Here is a 20,965-nt window from a genome sequence, read left to right as displayed (position 1 = left end):
CCCCCCCCCCCCCCCCCCCCCCCCCCCCCCCCCCCCCCCCCCCCCCCCCCCCCCCCCCCCCCCCCCCCCCCCCCGACTGCTGTGACGTTTCGCTACCGCGTCACCCGAAAATGTGACCCAGTGTCCGCGCCGCGCGCTCGGCGTCGGCGAATCCGACGTAGAGCGGGGTGAAGCCGAAGCGCAGGACGTCGGGCGCCCGGAAGTCCCCGACGACGCCCCGCGCGACGAGCTCCGTCATGACCTCGCGGGCGTTCTCGGCACGCAGCGAGACCTGGCTGCCGCGCGCCCCGTGCCCGGCCGGGGTGACCGACTCGACGCGGCCCTCCGGGACGTACGCCGCGACGCATTCGAGGAAGAAGTCCGTCAGCGCGAGGGACTTGGCGCGCACGTCGTCGACGTCCACGCCCTCCCAGACGTCGAGGGCCGCTTCCAGCGCGAGCATGGACAGGATGTCCGGGGTGCCGACCCGCGCGCGGGTCGCGCCCGGGGCGGGCTCGTAGGCCGGGGTCATCGCGAAGGGGTCCGCGTGCCCGTTCCAGCCGGGCAGCGGGGAGTCGAAGGACTCCTGGTGTCGTTCGGCCACGTAGATGTAGGCCGGGGAGCCGGGCCCGCCGTTGAGGTACTTGTACGTGCAGCCGACCGCGAGGTCGACGGCGTGCGCGTCGAGCCCCACCGGCAGGGCCCCAGCCGAATGGCACAGGTCCCAGACGACCAGCGCGCCCGCCGCGTGCGCGGCCGCGGTGAGGGCGGGCAGGTCGTGGAGCCGGCCGGTGCGGTAGTCGACGTGGTTGAGCAGCACCACCGCGGTGTCGGAGGTCATCTCCGAGGCCGCGTCGGCCGGGTCGACGGCGACGACTTCGAGGCCGGTCATCCGGGCGGCGGAGGCGGCGATGTAGCCGTCCGTCGGGAAGGTCGCGGCATCGACCAGCATCCGGGTCCGGCCGGGCGCGGCCAGTCGGGCGGCGCCGACGAGCGCCTTGAAGAGGTTGACGCTGGTGGAGTCGCCGACGGTGACCTGTCCGGGGCCGGCGCCGATCAGCGGGGCGACGCGGTCGCCGATCCGCTCGGGGGCGGTCCACCAGCCGCTCTCGTCCCAGGAGCGGATGAGGAGCTCGCCCCACTGGCGGCGTACGACGTCGCCCACGGCGTCGGGGACGCCGGTCGGGAGGGCGCCGAGGGAGTTGCCGTCGAGGTAGACGACCCCGTCGGGGAGGGCGAACCGGTCGCGGAGCTTGCCGAGCCCGTCGGCGGCGTCGAGTGCGGCCGCACGGGCCCGCAGGCCCGCTTCGGCCGGGTGGGGCGCCGCGCCGGGTCCGGTGCCCGCGCCGGGTCCGGTGCCCGCGCCGGTCCCGGTGCCCGCGCCGGACGGCGTCCCGGCCACCGCGTCGGATATCGGGTGCGTGTCAGACATGGCTGCGGGCCGTCCAGAGCTCGGGGAACACGTTCTTCGTCGCGCGCTTCTCCAGCCAGGCGACCCCGGCCGAGCCGCCCGTGCCGGTCTTCGCCCCCATCGCGCGCCGGGTCGCCACCAGGTGGTCGTTGCGCCAGCGCCAGACCAGCTCGGCCACGTCCGTGAGCACCTCGCCGAGTCGGTGCAGGTCGGAGTGCTCACCGGCGGGCTCGGCGTACAGGGCGGTCCAGACGGCCTCGACCTCGGGCGACGGCTCGTAGCGCGTCGCCAGGTCCCGGTCCAGGACCCGCCGCGGGACCGGCAGGCCGCGGCGTGCGAGCAGGCGCAGGGTCTCGTCGTAGAGGCCGGGCTCCTGGAGGGCCTTCTCCAGCTCGCCGTGGACGCGCGGGGCGCCGCGGTGCGGGACCAGCATCGAAGCGGACTTGTCGCCGAGCAGGAACTCCATCCGCCGGTACATCGCGGACTGGAAGCCGGAGCCCTCGCCGAGGGCGGACCGGTAGGAGTTGAACTGGCCGGGGGTGAGCTGCGCGAGGGGGCGCCACGAGGCGTTCAGGGCCTCCAGCTCGCGGAGGGATCGTTTCAGCGCGTCCATCGCGACGGGAATGTCGTCCTCGCGCAGGGCGCGGGCCGCGGTCTCCCACTCGTGGACGATGACCGTGAACCACAGCTCCATGACCTGGGTCGTGACCAGGAAGACCATCTCGCCGGGATCGTCCGAGCGCAGGTGCTGGAGGTGGGTGAGGACGTCCGCCTGGACGTAGTCCTCGTAGGGGGTCGTGCCGGCGAAGTCGAGGTTCGGGGTGTCCGAACCGGCTCCGGAGGCATCAAGGGCGTGCGACATTTCTGTCTCCTCGACACGTGCTTCCGGGTAGCGGTCCGCTCCTTCCGTGAGGTAAGTGGAGCCCCGGTCCCCTGCCTCGCATCATAAACAGGGGATCCGGAACCCCTCTAGGGCACTCGGCGCGCAGTTATGCGAGCGTGTCCGCGGCGGTCTCCGAGGAATCCCGCAGGAAGGTCGAGCAGCGCTCGTACTCCTCCTTCTCGCCGATCGCGCCGGCGGCGCGGGCCAGGGCGTTCAGGGCGCGCAGGAACCCGCGGTTCGGCTCGTGCTCCCACGGCACCGGGCCGTGGCCCTTCCAGCCCGCGCGGCGCAGGGAGTCCAGCCCGCGGTGGTAGCCCGTACGGGCGTACGCGTACGACTCGACCGTGTTTCCGGCGGCGAAGGCCCGGTCGGCGAGGGTGGCCCAGGCGAGGGAGGACGTGGGGTACGCGGCGGCCACCTCGGCCGGGTCGGTGCCGGCGGCGAGGGCCTCGCGCGGCGCGGGCTCGTCGGGCAGGTGGGTGGGGGCGGGGCCCCCGAGCAGGTTCTGGTGAATCGACATGGGATCAGTGTGGCCGATGGCCCGCCGGGACGGGCGGGCCCTGCCCGGACAGGACCGCCGCGGGGCCCGGGGGGGACGCCCCGGGACCCGGCCGCCGGGCCGGGGCCATCTCACGCCGCAGGACCGGGACGATCCGTTCCCCCAGGAGGTCGATCTGCTCCAGCACCGTCTCCCGCGGCAACCCGGCGTGGTCGACGAGGAAGAGCTGGCGCCGGTAGTCCCCGTAGGCCTCCCGGAAGGTGAGGATCTTCTCGATGACCTCGTCCGGACTCCCGACGGCCAACGGGGTCCGCTCAGCGCGCTCCTCCAGGGACTCCCGGCGCCCGTGGACGGGCGAGCCGTCGAAGTACGGGCGGAACTCGCGCACGGCGTCCTGCGACCGCGCCCGTACGAAGACCTGGCCGCCCAGGCCGACGACGGCCTGCTCCGCGGTGCCGTGGCCGTGCTCGGCGTACCGGGTGCGGTACAGCTCCACCAACCGCGCGTACTGCCCGACGGGGGCGGCGAGGTTGTCCACGAAGAAGCCGTCCCCGTAGTACGCGGCCCGCTCCGCGGTCTCCGGCGAGCGCACCGCCCCGTGCCACACGAAGGGCGGTACGCCGTCCAGCGGGCGGGGCGTCGAGGTGAAGCCGTCGAGGCGGGCGCGGGAACGCCCCCGCCAGTCGATGTTCTCCTCCCGCCACAGCCGGTGCAGCAGCGCGTAGTTCTCCCGGGCGAGCGCGACGGCCTGCCGGAGGTCCTGACCGAACCACGGGTAGACGTTGGGGACGTTGCCGCGGCCCAGCGTCAGGTCCACGCGGCCGTCGGCCAGGTGCTGGAGCAGCGCGAACTCCTCCGCGATGCGCACGGGGTCGTTGGTGGTGACGAGCGTCGTGGCGGTGGAGAGGACCAGCCGCTCGGTGCGGGCGGCGACGTACGCGAGCAGGGTCGGCGGGGAGGACGGCACGTAGGGCGGGTTGTGGTGCTCGCCGGTGGCGAAGACGTCGAGGCCCACCTCCTCGGCCCGCACCGCGATGGCCGTCATCGCCTTGATCCGCTCGTGCTCGGTCGGCGTGCGGCCGGTGAGCGGGTCGGACGCGACGTCACCGATCGAGAAGACGCCGAACTGCACCACGTCCCGCTCACCCCTCCGCCGTGGTCGCGCCGCGCACCCCGGCGCCCGGCGCGGGTGCGGTGCCGGGGGGCAGGCCCCGGCACCGCGGTGCGTGGGGCCGGCCGCCGTGGCCCCTCGTGGAGGACCGTGCCGGATGCTCCGGGAAGCGGCCACGTCCGGTCCGTCAGTCCGTCAAGTCACGCGGCGCGCGGCGGCGGGTGGTGGGGACCCCACCACGTTCCGGCCAAGTGCGGTGACGGGCACACCTCCCCGCGCACGGTGTCCGCGACGGACGGTGGGGGTGCAGTCGATGCACGCTAGGGGGCATGTCGTGAAAACGATCATGAGTAGTACCGCCGTGGCGCCGGGAACCGGCCCGGCCACGGTGACGGAGCGGACCAGGGGAACGGGGACGGGGACGGGGACGGGCACGGGGACAAGCACGACGACGGGCACGGCACCGAACACGACGACGACGATCACGACCACCAGCACCAGCACCAGCACCAGCACCAGCACCAGCGCCCTGATCCCCGTACGCCGGGACCCCGTCCACGAGGCGGCCGAGGACCTCTGTTCCGTCGTGCTGTCCTCGCTGCGCCGCAAGGACCAGAGGGAGAAGGGGCGGCAGTACGTACGGGGGCTGCTGGCCCTCCGGGGCCGCAAGTCGATGCGCGGCATCGCCGGGCAGGTCGGCGGCCCGGCGGCGGAACAGAGCATGCACCACTTCATCTCCAGTTCCACCTGGGACTGGGAGCCCCTGCGCGCCTCCCTCTCGGGCTTCCTGGAGGCGACGAGCCCGCTGACCGCGTGGGTGGCCCAGCCGATGGCCATCCCGAAGGGTGGCGACCGGTCGGTGGGCGCGGCGCACCGTTTCGACCCCCACCAGGGGCAGATGTTCCGGGGGCAGCAGGCCTTCGGGACCTGGTTCGCCTCGGCCGGGCTGGTCACGCCGGTCGGGTGGCGGATGTTCCTGCCCGACGCGGAGGGGCCGCAGGGCGCCGTGGACGAGCACGCCTCGCAGGCCGCGTACGAGCAGTGCGCGGCGGCGGCCGTCATCGAGACCGTGCGGCACGCCGGGAGCGGCCCCCGCCCGGTGGTGCTCGACATCCGGCAGATCGGGACCCGGTCCACGATGAACCGCTTCGCGGAGGCGGGGCTGCCGGTCATCGCGCGGGCGGCGGCCTCCACCCCGCTGCTCGTCACCGATCCGACCCTGCCGGGATACGGGGGCGGGGTGCGCAGCGCGCGCGAGATCCTGCAGTCGGTGAAGGGGCTGTGCACCCCGGTGGAGTGGACCGATCCCGATCCGGGGCACCCGGGCGGGCGCCACCGCGGCACCCTGGCCGTCGCGGTGCGGGTGATGATGCCCGACCCGTCGCCGGCCCGACGCCGACACCTGCTGCTGGTCGGCGAGTGGACCGACCCGCGGCGCGCTCCGGCGCAGGTGTGGGTGACCGACCTCGTACGGCTCCCCGTGGGCCCGCTGCTGCGGCTGACCAAGCAGGGCCGCCGGGTGGGCTTCGCAGCCGAGCACGGCGGCCAGGAAGTCGGCCTGCGGGACTTCGCCGGGCGGGCCCTGCCCGGCTGGCACCGGCACGTCACGCTGGCGTCGGTCGCCCACGCGGCCCGCGCGCTGACGGGGACGGAGCACGGCCCGACGCCGTGACGGGTCGGCCCGGCGTCCCGCCCGTCGTCGACGGGCGGGACGCCGCCGCCGGGCGCCCGCTACCGCGGCCGGGCGCCCGCCGTGCGGCGGTCGTGCAGGACCGTACGGGCCTTGCGCAGGCGCAGGGCCATCTGGATCTCCAGGGCCCGGCCGGGTTTCTGCCAATCCGTACCGAGGAGTTCGGCGATGCGTTCCAGCCGCCGGGACACGGTGTTGGGGTGCACGTGCAGGGCCTCGGCGGCGTGCGTGGGGCTGCCGCCGGACGCGAAGTAGGCGTCCAGGGTGCGGGTGAGGCCCGTCATGCGGTCGCTGTCGTACTCCAGGACGGGTCCGATCGTCGACGCGATGAAGGACTCCACGTCGTGGTCGGCGGACAACAGCAGCCCGAGGAAGCCGAGTTCGCGCAGGGATGCGGTGCCGCCGGCCCCGTCGAGGGCGGTCAGCGCGTCCAGGCAGCGCACGGCCTCCGCGTACACCCGGGCCACCTCGCCCGGACCGCCGGCGGGGCCGGCCGCACCGGTGGAGACGGCGTGCCCGAGCAGCGGTGACAGTTCGCCGGAGGCCCGGTGCGCGGCGGCGGAGGCGTCGCCGCCCGGCAGGACGAGCACGATGCAGCCGCGGCGCACCCCCTTGAGCCCGCCCATCCGGTAGGCGTACGAGGACGCCCAGGCGACGGCCTTGCCGAGTTCCCCGCCCTCGGGGCGGGCCACGACGACGACGTGGGGCCGGTCGAGGTCGATGCCGAGCCGGCGGGTGCGTTCCAGCAGGTGCAGGTCGACGGAGTGCGGCCGTTCCAGCAGGTCGGCGAGCAGTTCGTCGTGGACGGGCCCCTCGGCGGCGGCCGTGCCCCGCTGGATCAGCATCAGCGAGGCCACCGACTGGGCCGCCAGTTGCAGCAGTCGTACGTCCTCCTCGGCGAGCGGCGCCGACGCGCTGAGCAGCAGCACCCCGAGGTCCTCGGCGCCCGCGAGGACGGGGGCGAGCCACAGCTCGCCGGGCAGCCGTACGGGCCGCCGGTCCATCTGCGCCTGGAGTGCGCCCTTGGTCACCGACTCCTCGTCCAGGTGGGGCAGTTCACCGGTGGCGGTCAGTGGCCGCCCGCCCGGGTCCCGTACCTGGAGCACGCCGTCGAGCGCGTCGGCGGTGGCCCGGGCGAGGGTGGCCAGTCCGGCCCCGTCGAGCACCAGGCCGGCGAGCCGGGCGTGACACTCCCACAGATGGCGGACCCGGGTGAGGGCGGTGTTGGTGCGCGAGCCGAAGGCCTCCAGCTCGGTGACCTCGTCGCGGGTCTGTTCCAGCAGCCGGGCCTTCTCGATGGCGACGGCCGCGAGGTCGGCGAGGGAGAGCAACATGCCGATCTCGTCCGGCGTGAACTGCCGTACGGCGCGGTCGGATCCGTAGAGCGCGCCCAGCGTGGAGCTCCCGCGCCGCAGGGGGACGGCGATGATGGCGCGCAGCCCCTCCGCCTCCACGACGGCGTCGATGCCGGGTGCGTGCGCGATGGCGGGATCGGCGAGGTAGTCGGCGGTCCACACCGGCGACCGGCGCTCCTGGGCGATGCTGCCCAGCCCCTTCCCGGTGCCCAGTTCGAGCCCCACGTTCAGGGCGGTGGTCTCCCCCTCGGAGGTGCGCACGTACGCCGATCCGTCCGGGCGGGACAGCGACAGCCAGGCCATGTCGAAGCCGAGGAGCCGCCGGGCCCGACGGGTGATCAGGCGCAACAGCCCGTCGATGTCGTAGGGGGAGGTCAGGTCGTGCGCGGTGTCCACGAGGGCGGTGAGGGCGGCCTCGCGCTGCTTGCTGCGATGCGCGTCCGCCCGTACGGAGCGGGCCAGTTCCACCGCCCGGGCGAGGCGGGCGAGCTGCTCCTCCCCGGCGTCGGCGCAGCGGGCGTCCTCCAGCAGCGCGTCGTACCGGCTCTGCGGGGCGTCCGCCGCGAGCAGTTCCAGTACGGCCATCGCCCCCGGTGTCCCGCCGTCGTCCCCACCCATTCGCCGCCCCCGTCCGACCAGCCCTTTTGTCCCGCGCCCCGAACCTAGGTTCCGTGCGACGAGGGGTCAAGCAGAGGGCGGCTCCCGTCCGCCCGGGCCGGCCGGACCGTCAGCACCCGACGGCGCCGGCCAGGGTGAGGCGGGGCGTCCGGCAGGCCGAGCGGATCGCCTCGACGCGTTCCTCCGCGATGCGCAGCGCCTCCAGGTAGGGGCAGTCGGGGTGTGCGGCCGCCCTGCCGGCGGGGCCGCCGCGACCGCGCAGCCCGGCGAGCTCCAGGCGCAGTTCACGGTGCCTGCCGAGGGCGAGTTCCGCTTCGACCCACTGGCCGAGCACGGCGAGCCGGTCGGCGTCGAGGACCCGGAGGCGGGCACCGAGCCAGGTGCCGGCGTCGATGCCGTCCAGGGCGGGGCCGGTCCACAGGGCGAGGGCGCGGCGCAGGCGCAGGGCGGCCTGCTCGAAGTCGCCGCGCCCCATGGCGCGGTAGCCGGCGCCGGATTCGCGGGCGAACTCCCGGACGTCGGAGCGGCCGCCTCCGGTGTCGAGAAGATACCCGCCGGGCCGGGTGGAGAGCACGGACTCGGGCGTACGTACCGAACCGGCCCCCATCGCCTCCGCGAACCGCTCGCGCAGGCGGCGTACGGCGGTGTGCAGGAGGGCGCGGGCGTGCTCGGGAGGGGTGTGGGCCGCCAGCTCGTCCGCGAGGACGGCGACGGGCACGACCTGGTCGGGCCAGGCGGCGAGGACCGCCAGCACGTGCCGGGACTCCGGCGTGGGGGCCGTGATGGGCACACCGTTCTCGATGACGCGCGGCTCTCCGAGTACCTCAATGTCCACAGTGTTCTCCCTGGGCAGGCGAGCAGAAAAAATAATACCCGGAAGGATCTTTTAGGGAAGAGGTGAGCCCGGACCGGACGAGGCCCGCCGGTGCCGCCGGTGCTAGGCGGGGACCTCCTCCGCGGCCTTCGCCGGCAGGCCGTCGGGGCAGCCGTGGCCGCACGGGTGCACGCCCCGGGGGCCGTAGAGCGCCCGCGCGCCCCGGCGGGGGGCGGTGTCCAGCCGGATCGCGACGGCGGGCACCACGACGCTGGGCATCACGTACGTGTAGAGCTCGGAGACCTGCTCGTCCAGGTCCAGGCCCAGGGTGTGGGCCATGGTGTTGAGTCCCGCGAACGAGCCGACGATCATCCTCGCCGGCACCACCGGGTCGACGTTCGGCAGCAGCTCGCCGCGCCGTTTCGCCTCCTCCAGCACGGAGACGTGCAGGTCGATCCAGGCGCAGTAGGGGCTCGCCTGGTCGAGGTTGCGGCCCGCCCGGTCCAGGGTGAGGCGGGCGCTCGCGCGCATCAGCACCTCGTGCCGCAGCCGGTGCGAGAACACCATGCCCATGTCCAGGAACTCCTGGGCCTTGTACTCCTGGGGCAGGACCGTCGGCTGCTGCTCGTTCTGCGCGTCGATGACGGCCTGGGCCATGCCCTCCTTGGAGTCGAAGTGGAAGTAGAGCGCGCCCTTGGTGACCCGGGCGATGTTGACGATGTCCGACAGCTTGGCCGCTTCGTAGCCGTGCTCGTCGAAGACCTGGGCCGCCGCCTCCAGGATCGCCTGACGCGTGCGCACCGCCCGGTCCTGCTTCACCTGGGGTCGCTCTGTCCTCATATGCCGTGTCGCCTCTCCTGCCCCGACGGATTTACATAACCGTGGGTACGTTTCTCTGAGTAGATTTCACACCATCGCGGGGCCGCAGTCCACCGCCGTATGTCACCTCGGGGACCTCGGCCCCCCTCACGCCCCCACGCCTCCGCCCCTGAGGCACCCGGGCACCCGGGCACTCCGGGCACGCGAAGGGGCCCGCCGGTCCGAGACGGACCGGCGGACCCCTTCAGGTCTTCGGTGGTGCTACTACTTCAGCTTGGTACCGGTGGAGCGCAGGTCGGCGCAGGCCAGCGTGACGCGCTTGGCCATGCCGGCCTCGGCCAGCTTGCCCCAGGTGCGCGGGTCGTAGGTGGACTTGGTGCCGACCTCGCCGTCGACCTTCAGCACGCCGTCGTAGTTGCGGAACATGTGGTCCGCGACCGGGCGGGTGAAGGCGTACTGGGTGTCGGTGTCGAGGTTCATCTTCACGACGCCGTTCTCCAGCGCGGTGGCGATCTCCTCGGCCGTGGAGCCCGAGCCGCCGTGGAAGACGAAGTCGAACGGCGAGGACTTGCCGTACTTCTCGCCGACACCGGCCTGGAGGTCCTTGAGGAGCTCGGGGCGCAGGACGACGTTGCCCGGCTTGTAGACGCCGTGCACGTTGCCGAAGGAGGCGGCCAGCAGGTAGCGGCCCTTCTCGCCCAGGCCCAGGGCCTCGGCGGTGCGCAGCGCGTCCTCGACGGTGGTGTACAGCTCGTCGTTGATCTCGTGGCTGACGCCGTCCTCCTCGCCGCCGGTCGGGGTGATCTCGACCTCAAGGATGATCTTCGCGGCGGCGGCCTTGGCGAGCAGCTCCTGGCCGATGGCCAGGTTGTCGGCCAGGGTCTCGGCGGAGCCGTCCCACATGTGCGACTGGAAGAGCGGGTTCAGACCACGGGCGACGCGCTCGGCGGACACCTCCAGGAGCGGACGTACGTAGCCGTCCAGCTTGTCCTTCGGGCAGTGGTCGGTGTGCAGCGCGACCGTGATGTCGTACTTGGCGGCGACGACGTGCGCGAACTCGGCCAGGGCGACGGCGCCGGTGACCATGTCCTTGTTGTACTGGCCACCCAGGAACTCCGCACCACCGGTGGAGATCTGGATGATGCCGTCGCTCTCGGCCTCCGCGAAGCCGCGCAGGGCAGCGTGCAGGGTCTGGGTCGAGGTGACGTTGATGGCCGGGTAGGCGAACTTGCCTGCCTTCGCCCGGTCGAGCATCTCGTTGTAGACCTCGGGGGTTGCGATGGGCATCTGTCCGCTCCTTGGATGTGCGGGGAGTGTGCTTATTGCGGGCCCTGACCTGGGGGCGACGTCATCGTCGCGCCTATCTTTCCAGACTCGGCGCGACACTCCACCCCTCCGGTCACCCCGGGGAGGGTGAGCCGGGCGCAGTGTTTCACGTGAAACACCGCGCCCCGTCGCAAACCAGCAGGTCAGGAACGGAACGGGGACTTCCGAGGACCTTCGTCACCAGTTGTTCCGAGCCGGTCCCGACCACGATGCGAGACGCCCCCGGGCCGCTCAGCCGAGGTCGAGGTCCCCGAGGCGGTAGCCGGTGAGGTAGGGCAGGCCCGCCTCGGCGATGGCGTCCGCGGCGCCGCGGTCCACGATGGTGGCGACGGCGACGACCTCACCGCCGGCTTCGCGGACGGCCGCGACGGCGGTCAGCGGGGACCCGCCGGTGGTCGAGGTGTCCTCGACCACCAGGCAGCGCCGGCCCTTGACGTCGGCGCCCTCGATGCGGCGCTGCATGCCGTGGGCCTTCTGTGCCTTGCGGACGACGAAGGCGTCCAGGCGCCCGCCGCGCGCGGCGGAGGCGTGCAGCATCGAGGTCGCCACCGGGTCGGCGCCCAGGGTGAGGCCGCCGACGCAGTCGAAGTCGAGCTCGGCGGTGAGGTCGAGCATGACCTGCCCGACCAGCGGGGCCGCCTGGCCGTCGAGGGTGATCCGGCGGAGGTCGATGTAGTAGTCGGCCTCCTTGCCGGAGGAGAGGGTCACCTTGCCGTGCACGACGGCCTTGTCCTTGATCTGCTGCAGAAGCGCATCGCGTACGTCAGTCATACCCCGAGCTTAATTGCGCCCCGGGCGGCCCCCGCACGGCACGGCACCGCCGTGCGCACGGCCCGCCCGTAACCGCGGCCCGTACGGGCTACACCAGGCGCCGCCACGTCCAGGTGCTGGACATCTCCAGCGGGTCGACGGGCGTGACCAGCTGCGGAAGCGTGTTCAGCCCGTTCGGCGGACCGGACTGGGGCTCGACGCAGACGGCCTCGGGCTGCTCGTCGTAGATGACCACCCATTCGGCCCGGCTGGCGACCTTGAGCTCCAGCTCCCCGGGCCAGGTGAGGGTGACGTCCACGCCGTGGGGCATGCCGAAGCAGTCGTCCCACGGGCCCGGGGCGGGCTCGACGCGGCGGCCGGTGGGAAGGTGGTCGTCGCCGCGCTCCTCCTGCCAGGCGGGGTCGAAGGCGACCTGCACCTCGGCGCCGTCGGCGGTCAGGGTCCGGTTGAACCAGGGGTGCCAGCCGGCCTGCGCCGGGAAGGAGTTCTCGTAGGTCTCAACGCCCATGGTGAGGGTCAGGGAGTCCTCGGACAGCTCGAAGATCTGGGTCACCCGGCCGGCGTACGGCCAGGGGTCGACGAGGTCGAAGGCAAAGGCGGCGCGCGTGGCGCTCACCCCGGCCGGACGCCAGGACGTGTCACGACCGAGGCCGTGGATGGCGTGCGGCGGGTGGTTCAGGGGCAGCTGGTGGACGGTCGCACCGTCACGGAACCGGCCGTCCGCGGTGCGCCCGCACCAGGGAACCATCGGGAACGCGCCGAAGTGCGGCCCCTGGCGCAGGAGCTCCGTCCCGTCGACGCGCAGACTGCTGATCCGGCAGCCGTTCTCCTGATCGATGGTGATGTCGGCGCCGCCGGCGCTCAGTTGCGTGCTCATACGGCGACCCTACGGCGAGTCAGCGACGGCGGCGCAACGCCCTTCCGACCACGACCGCCGAGGCGATGGCGAGGGCCGCGGCCGGGGCGACCCAGCGCAGTCCGCCGGCCGCGGCGACGGTGGAGGGCGCCGGGACCGGGGCGTAGCGGCCGCGCGGGGGCGCGTGGTCCACCTCCTCGGCGCTCCGGCCGATCATCGTGCGTCGGGCGTGGGCGGCCTCGGCGGGCGGACGGGCGGCCGCGGCGGGGCCGGCGGCTTCCCCGAAGTCACCCTCCAGGAAGGGGTCGAGGGACGGGGCCGGCACATCGGTGTCGAACACGGAGGCGCTGACCGCGTCGGCGGGCCCGGTGGCGTCGCCGGCGTCCCCGGCCCCTTCGGCGTCGGCGGCCTCCTCGGCCTCGGCGACGGGATCGTGCGGATCGGAGTCCCGGGCACCGGCATCCCGGGCACCGACGTCGCGGGCACCGGCATCACTGCCATCGACGTCGCTGCCATCGGCCGAGGCGACCTCGACCACCGAAGCCGCTGCCGCTTCCGCCGCCAGGTTCGCGCCCACCCGGTCCAGCAGTCGCCGGCCGGCGACCGCGGTGGCCTCGGGTGCGAAGGCGGCGGCCCGCCCGTCGGCGGTGGCCCCGCAGGTGAACTCCAGGCGGGTCCCGCCCCCGTCCGGGACCAGCGTCAGCCCGACGGAGAGCGTGACGGTGCCGTGGCCCCGTACCTCGGTGCCCGCGCCCTCGGCGGTGAACCGGTCCGGGCCGCCCTCGGCGACGGTCAGCGCGCCCCGGTAGGTCACGGTGTGCCCGCCCACCCGCAGCTTGAGCCGCCCGGCCGTGGGCCCGGCGGCGGCGTCGGCGTCCTGCTGGAGCCCGGGCACGCAGCGCGCCACGCGGGCCGGATCGCGCAGCACGGCACGGAGGTCTTCCGCGGGGACCGGAACGAACACCTGATGCTCCATGCGGCCGAGCCTACCGAGGAGAGCCGCCGGTGCACACGGACACGACAGTCGTCCCAGCTCAGGAGTAGCGCGGGTACGGCAGCGTGGAGGGCGGCAGGCCGTCGATCCGGGTCCGGGCGGCGTCCCGCGCCGCGTCCTGGAGGGCCCGCGTCGACACCGCGCGCAGCGCGGGCGTGTCCCGGTCGACCCGCAGCTCGGGGGTCCGCTCGCGGGAGGCGAGCACGAAGCCCCAGTCCTGCGGGGGCGCCCCGGTGCCGCCGAGCGTGCGGTCGGGCCCGGCGGCGAAGCCGGAGAGGCGGCCTCCGGTGCTGTAGGGGGTGGTGCGCAGCCCGGCGGCGCGCAGGGTGGTGTCGACGGTCCAGTACGTACGGGCCCGGGTGGTGAGGGCCCCGGCGTGGACGGCGATCCGCCCGCCGGGGTTCAGGGCCCGCGCGGCGAGCCCGTAGAACTCCTGCGAGTAGAGCTTCGTGCTCGGGGTGATGCCGGGGTCGGGGAGGTCGGAGACGATGACGTCGAACCGGTCCCGGGCGGCGGAACCCCGCAGCCAGCGGAAGGCGTCCTGCGTGACGACGCCGAGGCGGGGGTCCTCGAAGGCCCGTCCGTTGAGCGCGGAGAGCATCGGGTCGGTGCGGGCCAGCCGGACGACACCGGGGTCGAGCTCGACGACGGTGACGGAGGCGACGTCCGGGTAGCGCAGCACCTCACGGGCGGCCAGACCGTCGCCGCCGCCGAGGACCAGGACCCGGGTGTGCGCGCCGGTCATCGCGGGGTGGACCAGGGCTTCGTGGTAGCGGTACTCGTCGTAGCCGCTGACCCGCAGCCGTCCGTCGAGGTACAGGTCGAGGGAGCGCGGGGATCCGGTGGCCGGGCCGGTGAGCACCAGTTCCTGCACCTCGGTCCGGACGGCGACCCGGACCTCCCCGCCGTAGACGGCGCGGCGGGCCACCCGTTCGAAGTCGTCGGCGAGCAGGGTCGCGCAGCCGAGCGCGGCGAGGACGGCCGCGTTGGTCGCGATGAGCAGCCAGCGGCAGCGGGGGCTGAGGTCGCGGCGGAACAGCCACAGGACGAGCCCGCCTCCGGCGACGGCGTTGACGGTGCCGGTGAGCATGACGCCGTTGAGCTGGCCGAGCATCGGGAGCAGCAGGAACGGGAAGGCGAGTCCGCCGACGAGGGCGCCCACGTAGTCGGCGGCGAACAGGTCGGCGACCGCCCCTCCGGCGTCCTGCCGGCGGATCCGCTGGATCAGCACCATCAGCAGCGGGATCTCCGCGCCGATGAGGACGCCGATGGCGAAGGCGAAGCCGACGAGCGCGGTCCGCGATTCACCCAGCCAGGCGAAGCTCGCGTACAGGGCCATGGCGGAGAACCCGCCGAGCAGTGCGAGCGCGGCCTCGATCGCGGCGAAGCCGAGGGCGGGCCGGCCGCGCAGCCGTTTCGCGAGGAGGGATCCGACGCCCATGGCGAAGACCATGACGGACAGCACCACGGAGGCCTGGGTGACCGAGTCGCCGATCAGGTAGGAGCCGAGGGCGAGCAGTTCCAGTTCGTATACGAGCCCGCAGGCGGCGCAGACGAAGACGGTGGCCAGGACGAGGAGTCGGCCGGTCCGTGGCTGTACGGGCAGGGCGGCCGTGGCGCTCTGCACGCCCCGGGGCTCCGGCGCCGGGAGCACCCCGCGGGGGGCGGATCGGTCGATCATGAAGCGAACCGTACGTTACCGCCCACCGACACCCTGTCACCCACATGGGTGTAAGTACCGCCCCAATCCGGCCAGTTGGCGTAACCACTCCGCAATCCGCCCCGGACTGCGCCCCGAAGGCGCCCCGAAGGCGCCCCCGAGGAGCCCCGCCGTCGCCCTGGGCCCGGCCGTCAAGCTCCCGTCCGCCCGGCGACGTCCGGCCCTAGACGGGAGCGCCCATGCGTACGCCCACCCGGGTGCGGGTGGCGACGAGCTGACCCTCCTGGGGGTAGGCGTGCCAGGTCCGCCACCGGACCTGGCCCTCGTAGCGCTGGGCCAGCATGGCGGTGAACGCGTGGGGGCTGCCGGGGAAGGTGCCGGCCAAGCCGTTCGGGTGATCGGCGACGAGGGCGAGGAGCTCCTGGGCGCGGCCCGCGAACGATCCCCGCGAGAGGTTCTCGACGCGCGCGGCGAACTCGTACTCCCAGTCGCCGACGCGCTTGGCCACGCCGAGCGGAAGCGGGGTACTGCTTCCGGGCATGCAGGCGACGGTCTCCGAACAGAGCACCTCCCCCTCCTCCAGGAGCACCTGGTGAGAGGCCCCGAGCAGGCGGAGTTCCACTTTCGCGTCCGCGAGCTGGAGGTTCAGTACGGCCAGGGCGGGCAGCCGGTCCCGTCCCAGGGCCCAGGCGAGATCGGCGGCACGCGTGTCGGTATAGGTGGTCTGGAGGGTCGTGAGCATGAGTCGGCTCCGCAAACGCGCGAGGGAGATGGGCCGGAGCCCGCCAGCGGTAGTCAACGGGTGGGGGGACACCGGCACGGGTCCACAGGAAGTCCAGGGAGGTCCGAGGACTGGTCTACTCAACCGAGGGAATCATGAAAGGCACGGCACTCACAGCGTTTTTACCCAACTTGACGGGGTTTACATCCCCCCGGGGGCTACTCAGTTCACGTGTTCAACAACATGCCGCCCGTACGTCGTAACGCAGGGCCGAACAAGTAGACGCCCGAAGGAAGTTGTCCCCCTCGGGCGCCCGGTTCAACACTCCTCGAAGACGCTTCCCGGAAGGTCAGCTGGAGCCGCAGCCGCCCCCGCCACCGCAGGAGGACGACGATCCGCCACACGAGGACGACGACGACCCGCAGGAGGACGTCGAGGACCCGCCGGACGAACCCGGGTCGGACGAGGAACCGCCGCACGAGTGGCTCGCGCCCGCGCCGCCCGACGCGGCCCACCAACTGCCGGACCCGTCGGCACCCGACCGGCCGTGCGAGGACGACCGCGAGGACGACCGCGCCGAGTACGGGCGGTACGCGGCGGCCCGCTTCGCCTTCGAGACCAGGATCCCCACGACGGCACAGGCCGCCACCACGAACACCAACACCAACACCAGGACAAAGACCAGGACCACGGTCCTCGCCTCCTCTCGGAAACCCGGTCCCCCGGGGTGCGGGATCCCCTCGTCCCGCGTGACGGGGGGATGCCCCCCGGCCGATCACGCCAAAGCACACTTGAGCAACTCCAGAGCTTCCCCGCAGGATGGCGCCCATGACCGCATCCGCGAGCAGCAGCAGCCGCCCCTTCCTCAACCGCCGCCTGGCGGCCTTCGGCACCACGATCTTCGCGGAGATGTCGGCCCTGGCCGCCCGCACCGGGTCGATCAACCTGGGTCAGGGGTTCCCCGACACCGACGGCCCCGCCGAGATCGCCGAGGCGGCGGTCCGGGCCGTCCGCGACGGCCGGGGCAACCAGTACCCGCCGGGCCCTGGCGTCCCGGAGCTCCGTACGGCCGTCGCGGAGCACCAGCGGCGCTTCTACGGGCTGACGTACGACCCGGACGCCGAGGTGCTCGTCACGGCGGGCGCGACGGAGGCCATCGCGGCGTCCCTCCTCGCCCTTCTGGAGCCGGGTGACGAGGTCATCGCGCTCGAACCGTTCTACGATTCGTACGCGGCCTGCATCGCGATGGCCGGGGCGGTCCGCGTCCCGCTCACGCTGCGCGCGCCGCACTTCCGCCCCGACCTGGACGCCCTGCGGGACGCGATCACCCCGCGCACCCGGCTGCTCCTGCTGAACACCCCGCACAACCCGACGGGCACGGTCCTCACCCGCGAGGAGCTGACCGTGATCGCGGAGATCGCCGTGGAGCGGGACCTCCTCGTCGTCACGGACGAGGTCTACGAGCACCTGGTCTTCGAGGGCTCCCACGTCCCCCTGGCCTCGCTGCCCGGGATGCGCGAGCGCACGGTGACGATCTCCTCGGCGGGCAAGACGTTCTCCTTCACGGGCTGGAAGGTCGGCTGGATCACCGCCCCGCCGGCACTGGTCTCGGCGGTGCGTTCGGCGAAGCAGTTCCTGACGTACGTCTCGTCGGGGCCGTTCCAGTACGCGGTCGCGGAGGCCCTGGCCCTGCCGGACTCCTACTACGACACCTTCCGCGCGGACCTCGCGGCCAAGCGCGACCTCCTCGCGGACGGCCTGACGGCGGCCGGCTTCGAGGTCTTCCGCCCGCAGGGCACGTACTTCATCACCACGGACGTCTCACCGCTGGGCGAGAAGGACGGCCTGGCCTTCTGCCGCTCCCTGCCGGACCGATGCGGCGTGGTCGCCATCCCGAACCAGGTCTTCTACGACGACGTCTCCGCGGGCGCCACCCAGGTCCGCTGGGCCTTCTGCAAGCAGACCGACGTCCTCCAGGAGGCGGTGCGGCGGCTGGGTCGGCTGACGGCCTGACGCCGCCCGCGACGGCGCGTCCGCAGGCGCGGGCCACGTGCCGCGAACGCGGCCGGCCACGCACCGCGGTCATGGATGACCGGGTGCGTGGCCGGGTTGCGCCGTGGAGGCCGCGGCCGACTAGTCGCTGTCGCCGTCGTCCTTCTTCTCGTCGCCCTCGGCGGAGTCGACTTCCTTCTCCAGGCCGAGCTGCTCCAGGAGCCACTTGTCGAACTCGATGGAGGCGCGGACCCAGCTGACCGTGGAGGACACGAAGTGCTCCAGGTTGACGCCGGTGCCGATCAGCATCTGCGCCTCACCGATCAGGCGGACCGAGCCGTCGTCGTGGGTGTGGCTGTAGACCTTCGGCCACAGGGTGCGGCGGTTCCAGTCGTCGATGGACTCCAGCAGCTGCGGCTTGTCCTCGATCGCGTGGGGGCGGTCGTAGAAGGTCCGCACGGAGAAGACCTGCTGCTCGTCCTCGCCGCGGAACATGAAGTACGTCCGGAAGTCCTCCCACGGCGCCGCGAGGTCACCCTCGTCGTCGACGACGTACTTGAGCTCCATCTGCTCCAGGAGCTGCTTGACCAGGTCCTGGTCGGGGACGACGGGGCCCGCCGGTCCTGTGGCCTGCGGATCGGGCTGCTGCCCTCCGAAGTTCGGAATCGAGGCCGGGTCGATGCTCACCGTGTACTTCCCTTCGTGCGGATACAGCCATCCTCCCCCATCGCGCCCACCCCGTGTCCACCCCTGCACGCGCGATCCGCTCCGGGCGGACAGGAGTAGGACCGGGGTAAGCGGCAGTGCCCCTTACAGGGCCCTTCCGACCAGCAGGTCTTCGCCGGCGACGTCGACGCGTACGGTGTCCCCTTCCCGGACCTCGCCGGACAGGATCTCCTTGGCCAGCCGGTCCCCGATCGCGGTCTGGATCAGGCGTCGCAGCGGCCGCGCGCCGTACGCGGGGTCGTTGCCCTTGTCCGCGAGCCAGGCCAGGGCCGCGGGCGTGATGTCGAGGGTCAGGCGGCGGTCGGCGAGCCGCCGGGCGAGGCGGCCGATCTGGAGCTCGGCGATGTGGGCCAGCTCGTCCATGCCGAGGGCGGAGAAGACCACCAGGTCGTCGAGCCGGTTCAGGAACTCCGGCTTGAAGGAGGCGCGGACCACGTCCAGGACGCGGGCCTTCTTGTCCTCCGCCGAGGTCGCCGGGTCCGTCAGGAACTGGCTGCCCAGGTTCGAGGTCAGGATCAGGATGGTGTTGCGGAAGTCCACGGTGCGGCCCTGGCCGTCCGTGAGTCGGCCGTCGTCCAGCACCTGGAGCAGGACGTCGAACACCTCCGGGTGCGCCTTCTCGACCTCGTCGAGCAGGACCACGCTGTACGGGCGGCGGCGGACGGCCTCCGTGAGCTGGCCGCCCTCCTCGTAGCCGACGTACCCGGGCGGGGCGCCGACGAGGCGGGCCACGCTGTGCTTCTCGCCGTACTCCGACATGTCGATGCGGATCATGGCCCGCTCGTCGTCGAAGAGGAAGTCCGCGAGGGCCTTGGCCAGCTCCGTCTTGCCGACGCCGGTCGGGCCGAGGAAGAGGAACGAGCCGGTCGGGCGGTCCGGGTCGGCGATGCCGGCGCGGGTGCGGCGGACGGCGTCGGAGACGGCCCGTACGGCCTCCTGCTGGCCGATCAGGCGGCGGCCCAGCTCGTCCTCCATGCGGAGCAGCTTCTGGGTCTCGCCCTCCAGCAGGCGGCCGGCGGGGATGCCGGTCCAGGCGCCGACCACGTCGGCGATGTCGTCGGGGCCGACCTCGTCCTTGACCATGCTGTCCTTGGCGCCGCCACCCTTGGACGCGGCCTCCTCCTCGGTGGCCTCGGCCAGCTCGCGCTCCAGCGCGGGGATCTCCCCGTAGAGCAGCTTGGAGGCGGAGTCGAAGTCCCCGTCGCGCTGGGCGCGCTCGGCCTGGCCGCGCAGGTCGTCCAGGCGTTCCTTGAGCTCGCCGACCTGGTTGAGGGACCGCTTCTCCTTCTCCCAGCGGACGGTGAGGCCCCGCAGGTCCTCCTCCTTGTCCGCCAGGTCCTTGCGCAGGCGCTCCAGCCGTTCGCGGGAGGCCGGGTCGGACTCGTTCTTCAGCGCCAGCTCCTCCATGCGCAGCCGGTCCACGGAGCGCTGGAGCTCGTCGATCTCGACGGGCGAGGAGTCGATCTCCATGCGGAGCCGGGACGCGGCCTCGTCGACGAGGTCGATGGCCTTGTCGGGGAGGAAGCGGGAGGTGATGTACCGGTCGGAGAGGGTGGCCGCGGCGACGAGGGCGCTGTCGTTGATGACGACCTTGTGGTGGGCCTCGTAGCGGCCCTTGAGCCCGCGCAGGATCGCGATGGTGTCCTCGACGCTGGGCTCGGCGACCAGCACCTGCTGGAAGCGGCGCTCCAGGGCCGGGTCCTTCTCGATGCGCTCGCGGTACTCGTCCAGCGTGGTCGCGCCGACCATGCGCAGTTCGCCGCGGGCCAGCATCGGCTTGAGCATGTTGCCGGCGTCCATGGCGGAGTCGCCGCCGGCGCCCGCGCCGACGACGGTGTGCAGCTCGTCGATGAACGTGATGATCTGGCCGTCGCTCGACTTGATCTCGGCGAGCACGGTCTTGAGGCGCTCCTCGAACTCGCCGCGGTACTTGGCGCCGGCGACCATGGCGCCCAGGTCGAGGGAGACGAGGCGCTTGTTCTTCAGGGACTCGGGGACGTCTCCCTTGACGATGCGCTGGGCGAGGCCCTCGACGACGGCGGTCTTGCCGACGCCGGGCTCGCCGATGAGCACCGGGTTGTTCTTCGTGCGGCGCGACAGGACCTGGACGACGCGCCGGATCTCGTGGTCGCGGCCGATGACCGGGTCGAGCTTGCCCTCGCGTGCGGCTGCCGTGAAGTCCGTGCCGAACTTCTCCAGGGCCTTGTACTGGCCCTCGGGGTCGGGGCTGGTCACCCGCCGTCCTCCTCGTGCGTTCTCGAAGGCGGACAGCAGCTTCTTCGCGGTCGCGCCCTGGGCGGAAAGGACCTCACCGGCCGGTCCGCCCTTGGCGGCGACGGCGATGAGGAGGTGTTCGGTGGAGAGGTACTCGTCGCCGAGCCGGCCGGCCTCGGCGTCGGCCTCGGCGAGTACGGCGAGCAGGTCGCGGCTGGGCTGCGGGGGCGCGACGGTGGAACCCGTGACGCTGGGCAGGGCGGCGAGCAGGCGTTCGGCGCCCGCGCGGACGGCGGCCTGGTCGGCCTCGGTCGCGGCGAGCAGGTCGGTGACGTTCTCGTTGTCCTCGCCGGCGAGCAGCGCCAGCAGCAGGTGGGCGGGGGTCAGGTCGGCGTGGCCGTCCTTGACGGCCCTGCTGGTGGCTGCGTTCAGGGCGGCACGGCTCTTGTTGGTCAGCTCGGCGTCCACTTTCGGCTTCTCCTCTCCGACGGGGATGACGGGGCGCGTAACTCTGACAGATTCAGCG

General features: G+C 73.1%; 18 protein-coding genes. 2 read left to right on the top strand and 16 right to left on the bottom strand.

Features of this window, described 5'->3' with window-relative positions:
* Positions 1-100 precede the first annotated feature (100 nt).
* From kynU to NOD94_RS24060, 4 genes are all read right to left on the bottom strand, one after another.
* Entirely contained in the window at positions 101-1,411 is a 1,311-nt protein-coding gene (gene kynU, locus NOD94_RS24075; RefSeq protein WP_281208156.1) for a kynureninase, read from the bottom strand.
* Positions 1,404-2,252: a tryptophan 2,3-dioxygenase family protein gene (locus tag NOD94_RS24070; protein WP_281208155.1), complete on the bottom strand. Its 849-nt coding sequence runs from the start codon at positions 2,250-2,252 to the stop codon at positions 1,404-1,406. Before NOD94_RS24070 ends, kynU begins: the two co-directional genes overlap by 8 nt.
* Before the next feature lie 127 nt (positions 2,253-2,379).
* Complete coding sequence (locus tag NOD94_RS24065; protein WP_281208154.1) at positions 2,380-2,793, bottom strand: DUF3151 domain-containing protein; 414 nt, start codon at positions 2,791-2,793, stop codon at positions 2,380-2,382.
* Between the two features lie 4 nt (positions 2,794-2,797).
* A complete protein-coding gene (locus NOD94_RS24060; RefSeq protein WP_281208157.1) occupies positions 2,798-3,904 on the bottom strand; it encodes a CE1758 family FMN-dependent luciferase-like monooxygenase in 1,107 nt (368 codons plus the stop codon).
* A 325-nt stretch (positions 3,905-4,229) separates the two neighbouring features.
* On the opposite strand from NOD94_RS24060, the gene NOD94_RS24055 reads away from it, so the two are divergent.
* The gene (locus tag NOD94_RS24055) at positions 4,230-5,555 is read left to right on the top strand and encodes a transposase (protein WP_281208153.1); all 1,326 of its coding nucleotides are present in this window, start codon (positions 4,230-4,232) and stop codon (positions 5,553-5,555) included.
* A 59-nt stretch (positions 5,556-5,614) separates the two neighbouring features.
* On the opposite strand, the gene NOD94_RS24050 is transcribed toward NOD94_RS24055, so the two are convergent.
* The 10 genes from NOD94_RS24050 to NOD94_RS24005 all read right to left on the bottom strand — a co-directional run bounded on the left by NOD94_RS24050 (position 5,615) and on the right by NOD94_RS24005 (position 16,198).
* The gene (locus NOD94_RS24050; RefSeq protein WP_281208152.1) at positions 5,615-7,513 is read right to left on the bottom strand and encodes a helix-turn-helix domain-containing protein; all 1,899 of its coding nucleotides are present in this window, start codon (positions 7,511-7,513) and stop codon (positions 5,615-5,617) included.
* Positions 7,514-7,655: 142 nt separating this feature from the next.
* Entirely contained in the window at positions 7,656-8,381 is a 726-nt protein-coding gene (locus tag NOD94_RS24045) for a BTAD domain-containing putative transcriptional regulator (protein WP_281208151.1), read from the bottom strand.
* A 102-nt stretch (positions 8,382-8,483) separates the two neighbouring features.
* Positions 8,484-9,200: a ScbR family autoregulator-binding transcription factor gene (locus tag NOD94_RS24040; protein ID WP_281208150.1), complete on the bottom strand. Its 717-nt coding sequence runs from the start codon at positions 9,198-9,200 to the stop codon at positions 8,484-8,486.
* A 243-nt stretch (positions 9,201-9,443) separates the two neighbouring features.
* Positions 9,444-10,466: a class II fructose-bisphosphate aldolase gene (fbaA, locus tag NOD94_RS24035; RefSeq protein WP_281208149.1), complete on the bottom strand. Its 1,023-nt coding sequence runs from the start codon at positions 10,464-10,466 to the stop codon at positions 9,444-9,446.
* Positions 10,467-10,736: 270 nt separating this feature from the next.
* Complete coding sequence (gene pyrE, locus NOD94_RS24030) at positions 10,737-11,276, bottom strand: orotate phosphoribosyltransferase (protein WP_281208148.1); 540 nt, start codon at positions 11,274-11,276, stop codon at positions 10,737-10,739.
* A gap of 88 nt (positions 11,277-11,364) precedes the next feature.
* Entirely contained in the window at positions 11,365-12,153 is a 789-nt protein-coding gene (locus NOD94_RS24025; RefSeq protein ID WP_281208147.1) for an aldose 1-epimerase, read from the bottom strand.
* A gap of 19 nt (positions 12,154-12,172) precedes the next feature.
* Positions 12,173-13,108 carry an SRPBCC domain-containing protein gene (locus tag NOD94_RS24020; RefSeq protein ID WP_281208146.1) on the bottom strand — a complete coding sequence of 312 codons (936 nt, stop codon included), beginning with the start codon at positions 13,106-13,108 and terminating at the stop codon, positions 12,173-12,175.
* Between the two features lie 58 nt (positions 13,109-13,166).
* Positions 13,167-14,807, bottom strand: a complete 1,641-nt coding sequence (locus NOD94_RS24015) for a polyamine aminopropyltransferase (protein ID WP_281208145.1) — start codon at positions 14,805-14,807, stop codon at positions 13,167-13,169.
* A 202-nt stretch (positions 14,808-15,009) separates the two neighbouring features.
* A complete protein-coding gene (locus tag NOD94_RS24010) occupies positions 15,010-15,528 on the bottom strand; it encodes a DUF2617 family protein (RefSeq protein ID WP_281208144.1) in 519 nt (172 codons plus the stop codon).
* Positions 15,529-15,856: 328 nt separating this feature from the next.
* The gene (locus tag NOD94_RS24005; protein ID WP_281208143.1) at positions 15,857-16,198 is read right to left on the bottom strand and encodes a hypothetical protein; all 342 of its coding nucleotides are present in this window, start codon (positions 16,196-16,198) and stop codon (positions 15,857-15,859) included.
* A gap of 128 nt (positions 16,199-16,326) precedes the next feature.
* Between NOD94_RS24005 and NOD94_RS24000 the strand changes: the two genes are divergently transcribed.
* On the top strand, positions 16,327-17,520 hold the full coding sequence (locus NOD94_RS24000) for a pyridoxal phosphate-dependent aminotransferase (RefSeq protein WP_281208142.1): 1,194 nt from the start codon (positions 16,327-16,329) through the stop codon (positions 17,518-17,520).
* A 120-nt stretch (positions 17,521-17,640) separates the two neighbouring features.
* Here NOD94_RS24000 and NOD94_RS23995 read toward each other — a convergent pair whose 3' ends face one another.
* Positions 17,641-18,186: a YbjN domain-containing protein gene (locus tag NOD94_RS23995; protein WP_281208141.1), complete on the bottom strand. Its 546-nt coding sequence runs from the start codon at positions 18,184-18,186 to the stop codon at positions 17,641-17,643.
* A 123-nt stretch (positions 18,187-18,309) separates the two neighbouring features.
* The gene (clpB, locus tag NOD94_RS23990; protein WP_281208140.1) at positions 18,310-20,907 is read right to left on the bottom strand and encodes an ATP-dependent chaperone ClpB; all 2,598 of its coding nucleotides are present in this window, start codon (positions 20,905-20,907) and stop codon (positions 18,310-18,312) included.
* Between the last annotated feature and the right edge of the window lie 58 nt (positions 20,908-20,965).

It is taken from the genome of Streptomyces sp. Isolate_45 (genome assembly GCF_024721315.2).
Taxonomy (GTDB): domain Bacteria; phylum Actinomycetota; class Actinomycetes; order Streptomycetales; family Streptomycetaceae; genus Streptomyces.
Note: the sequence above shows the minus strand (reverse complement) of the source record. Positions and strands in the feature narration are given on the sequence as shown.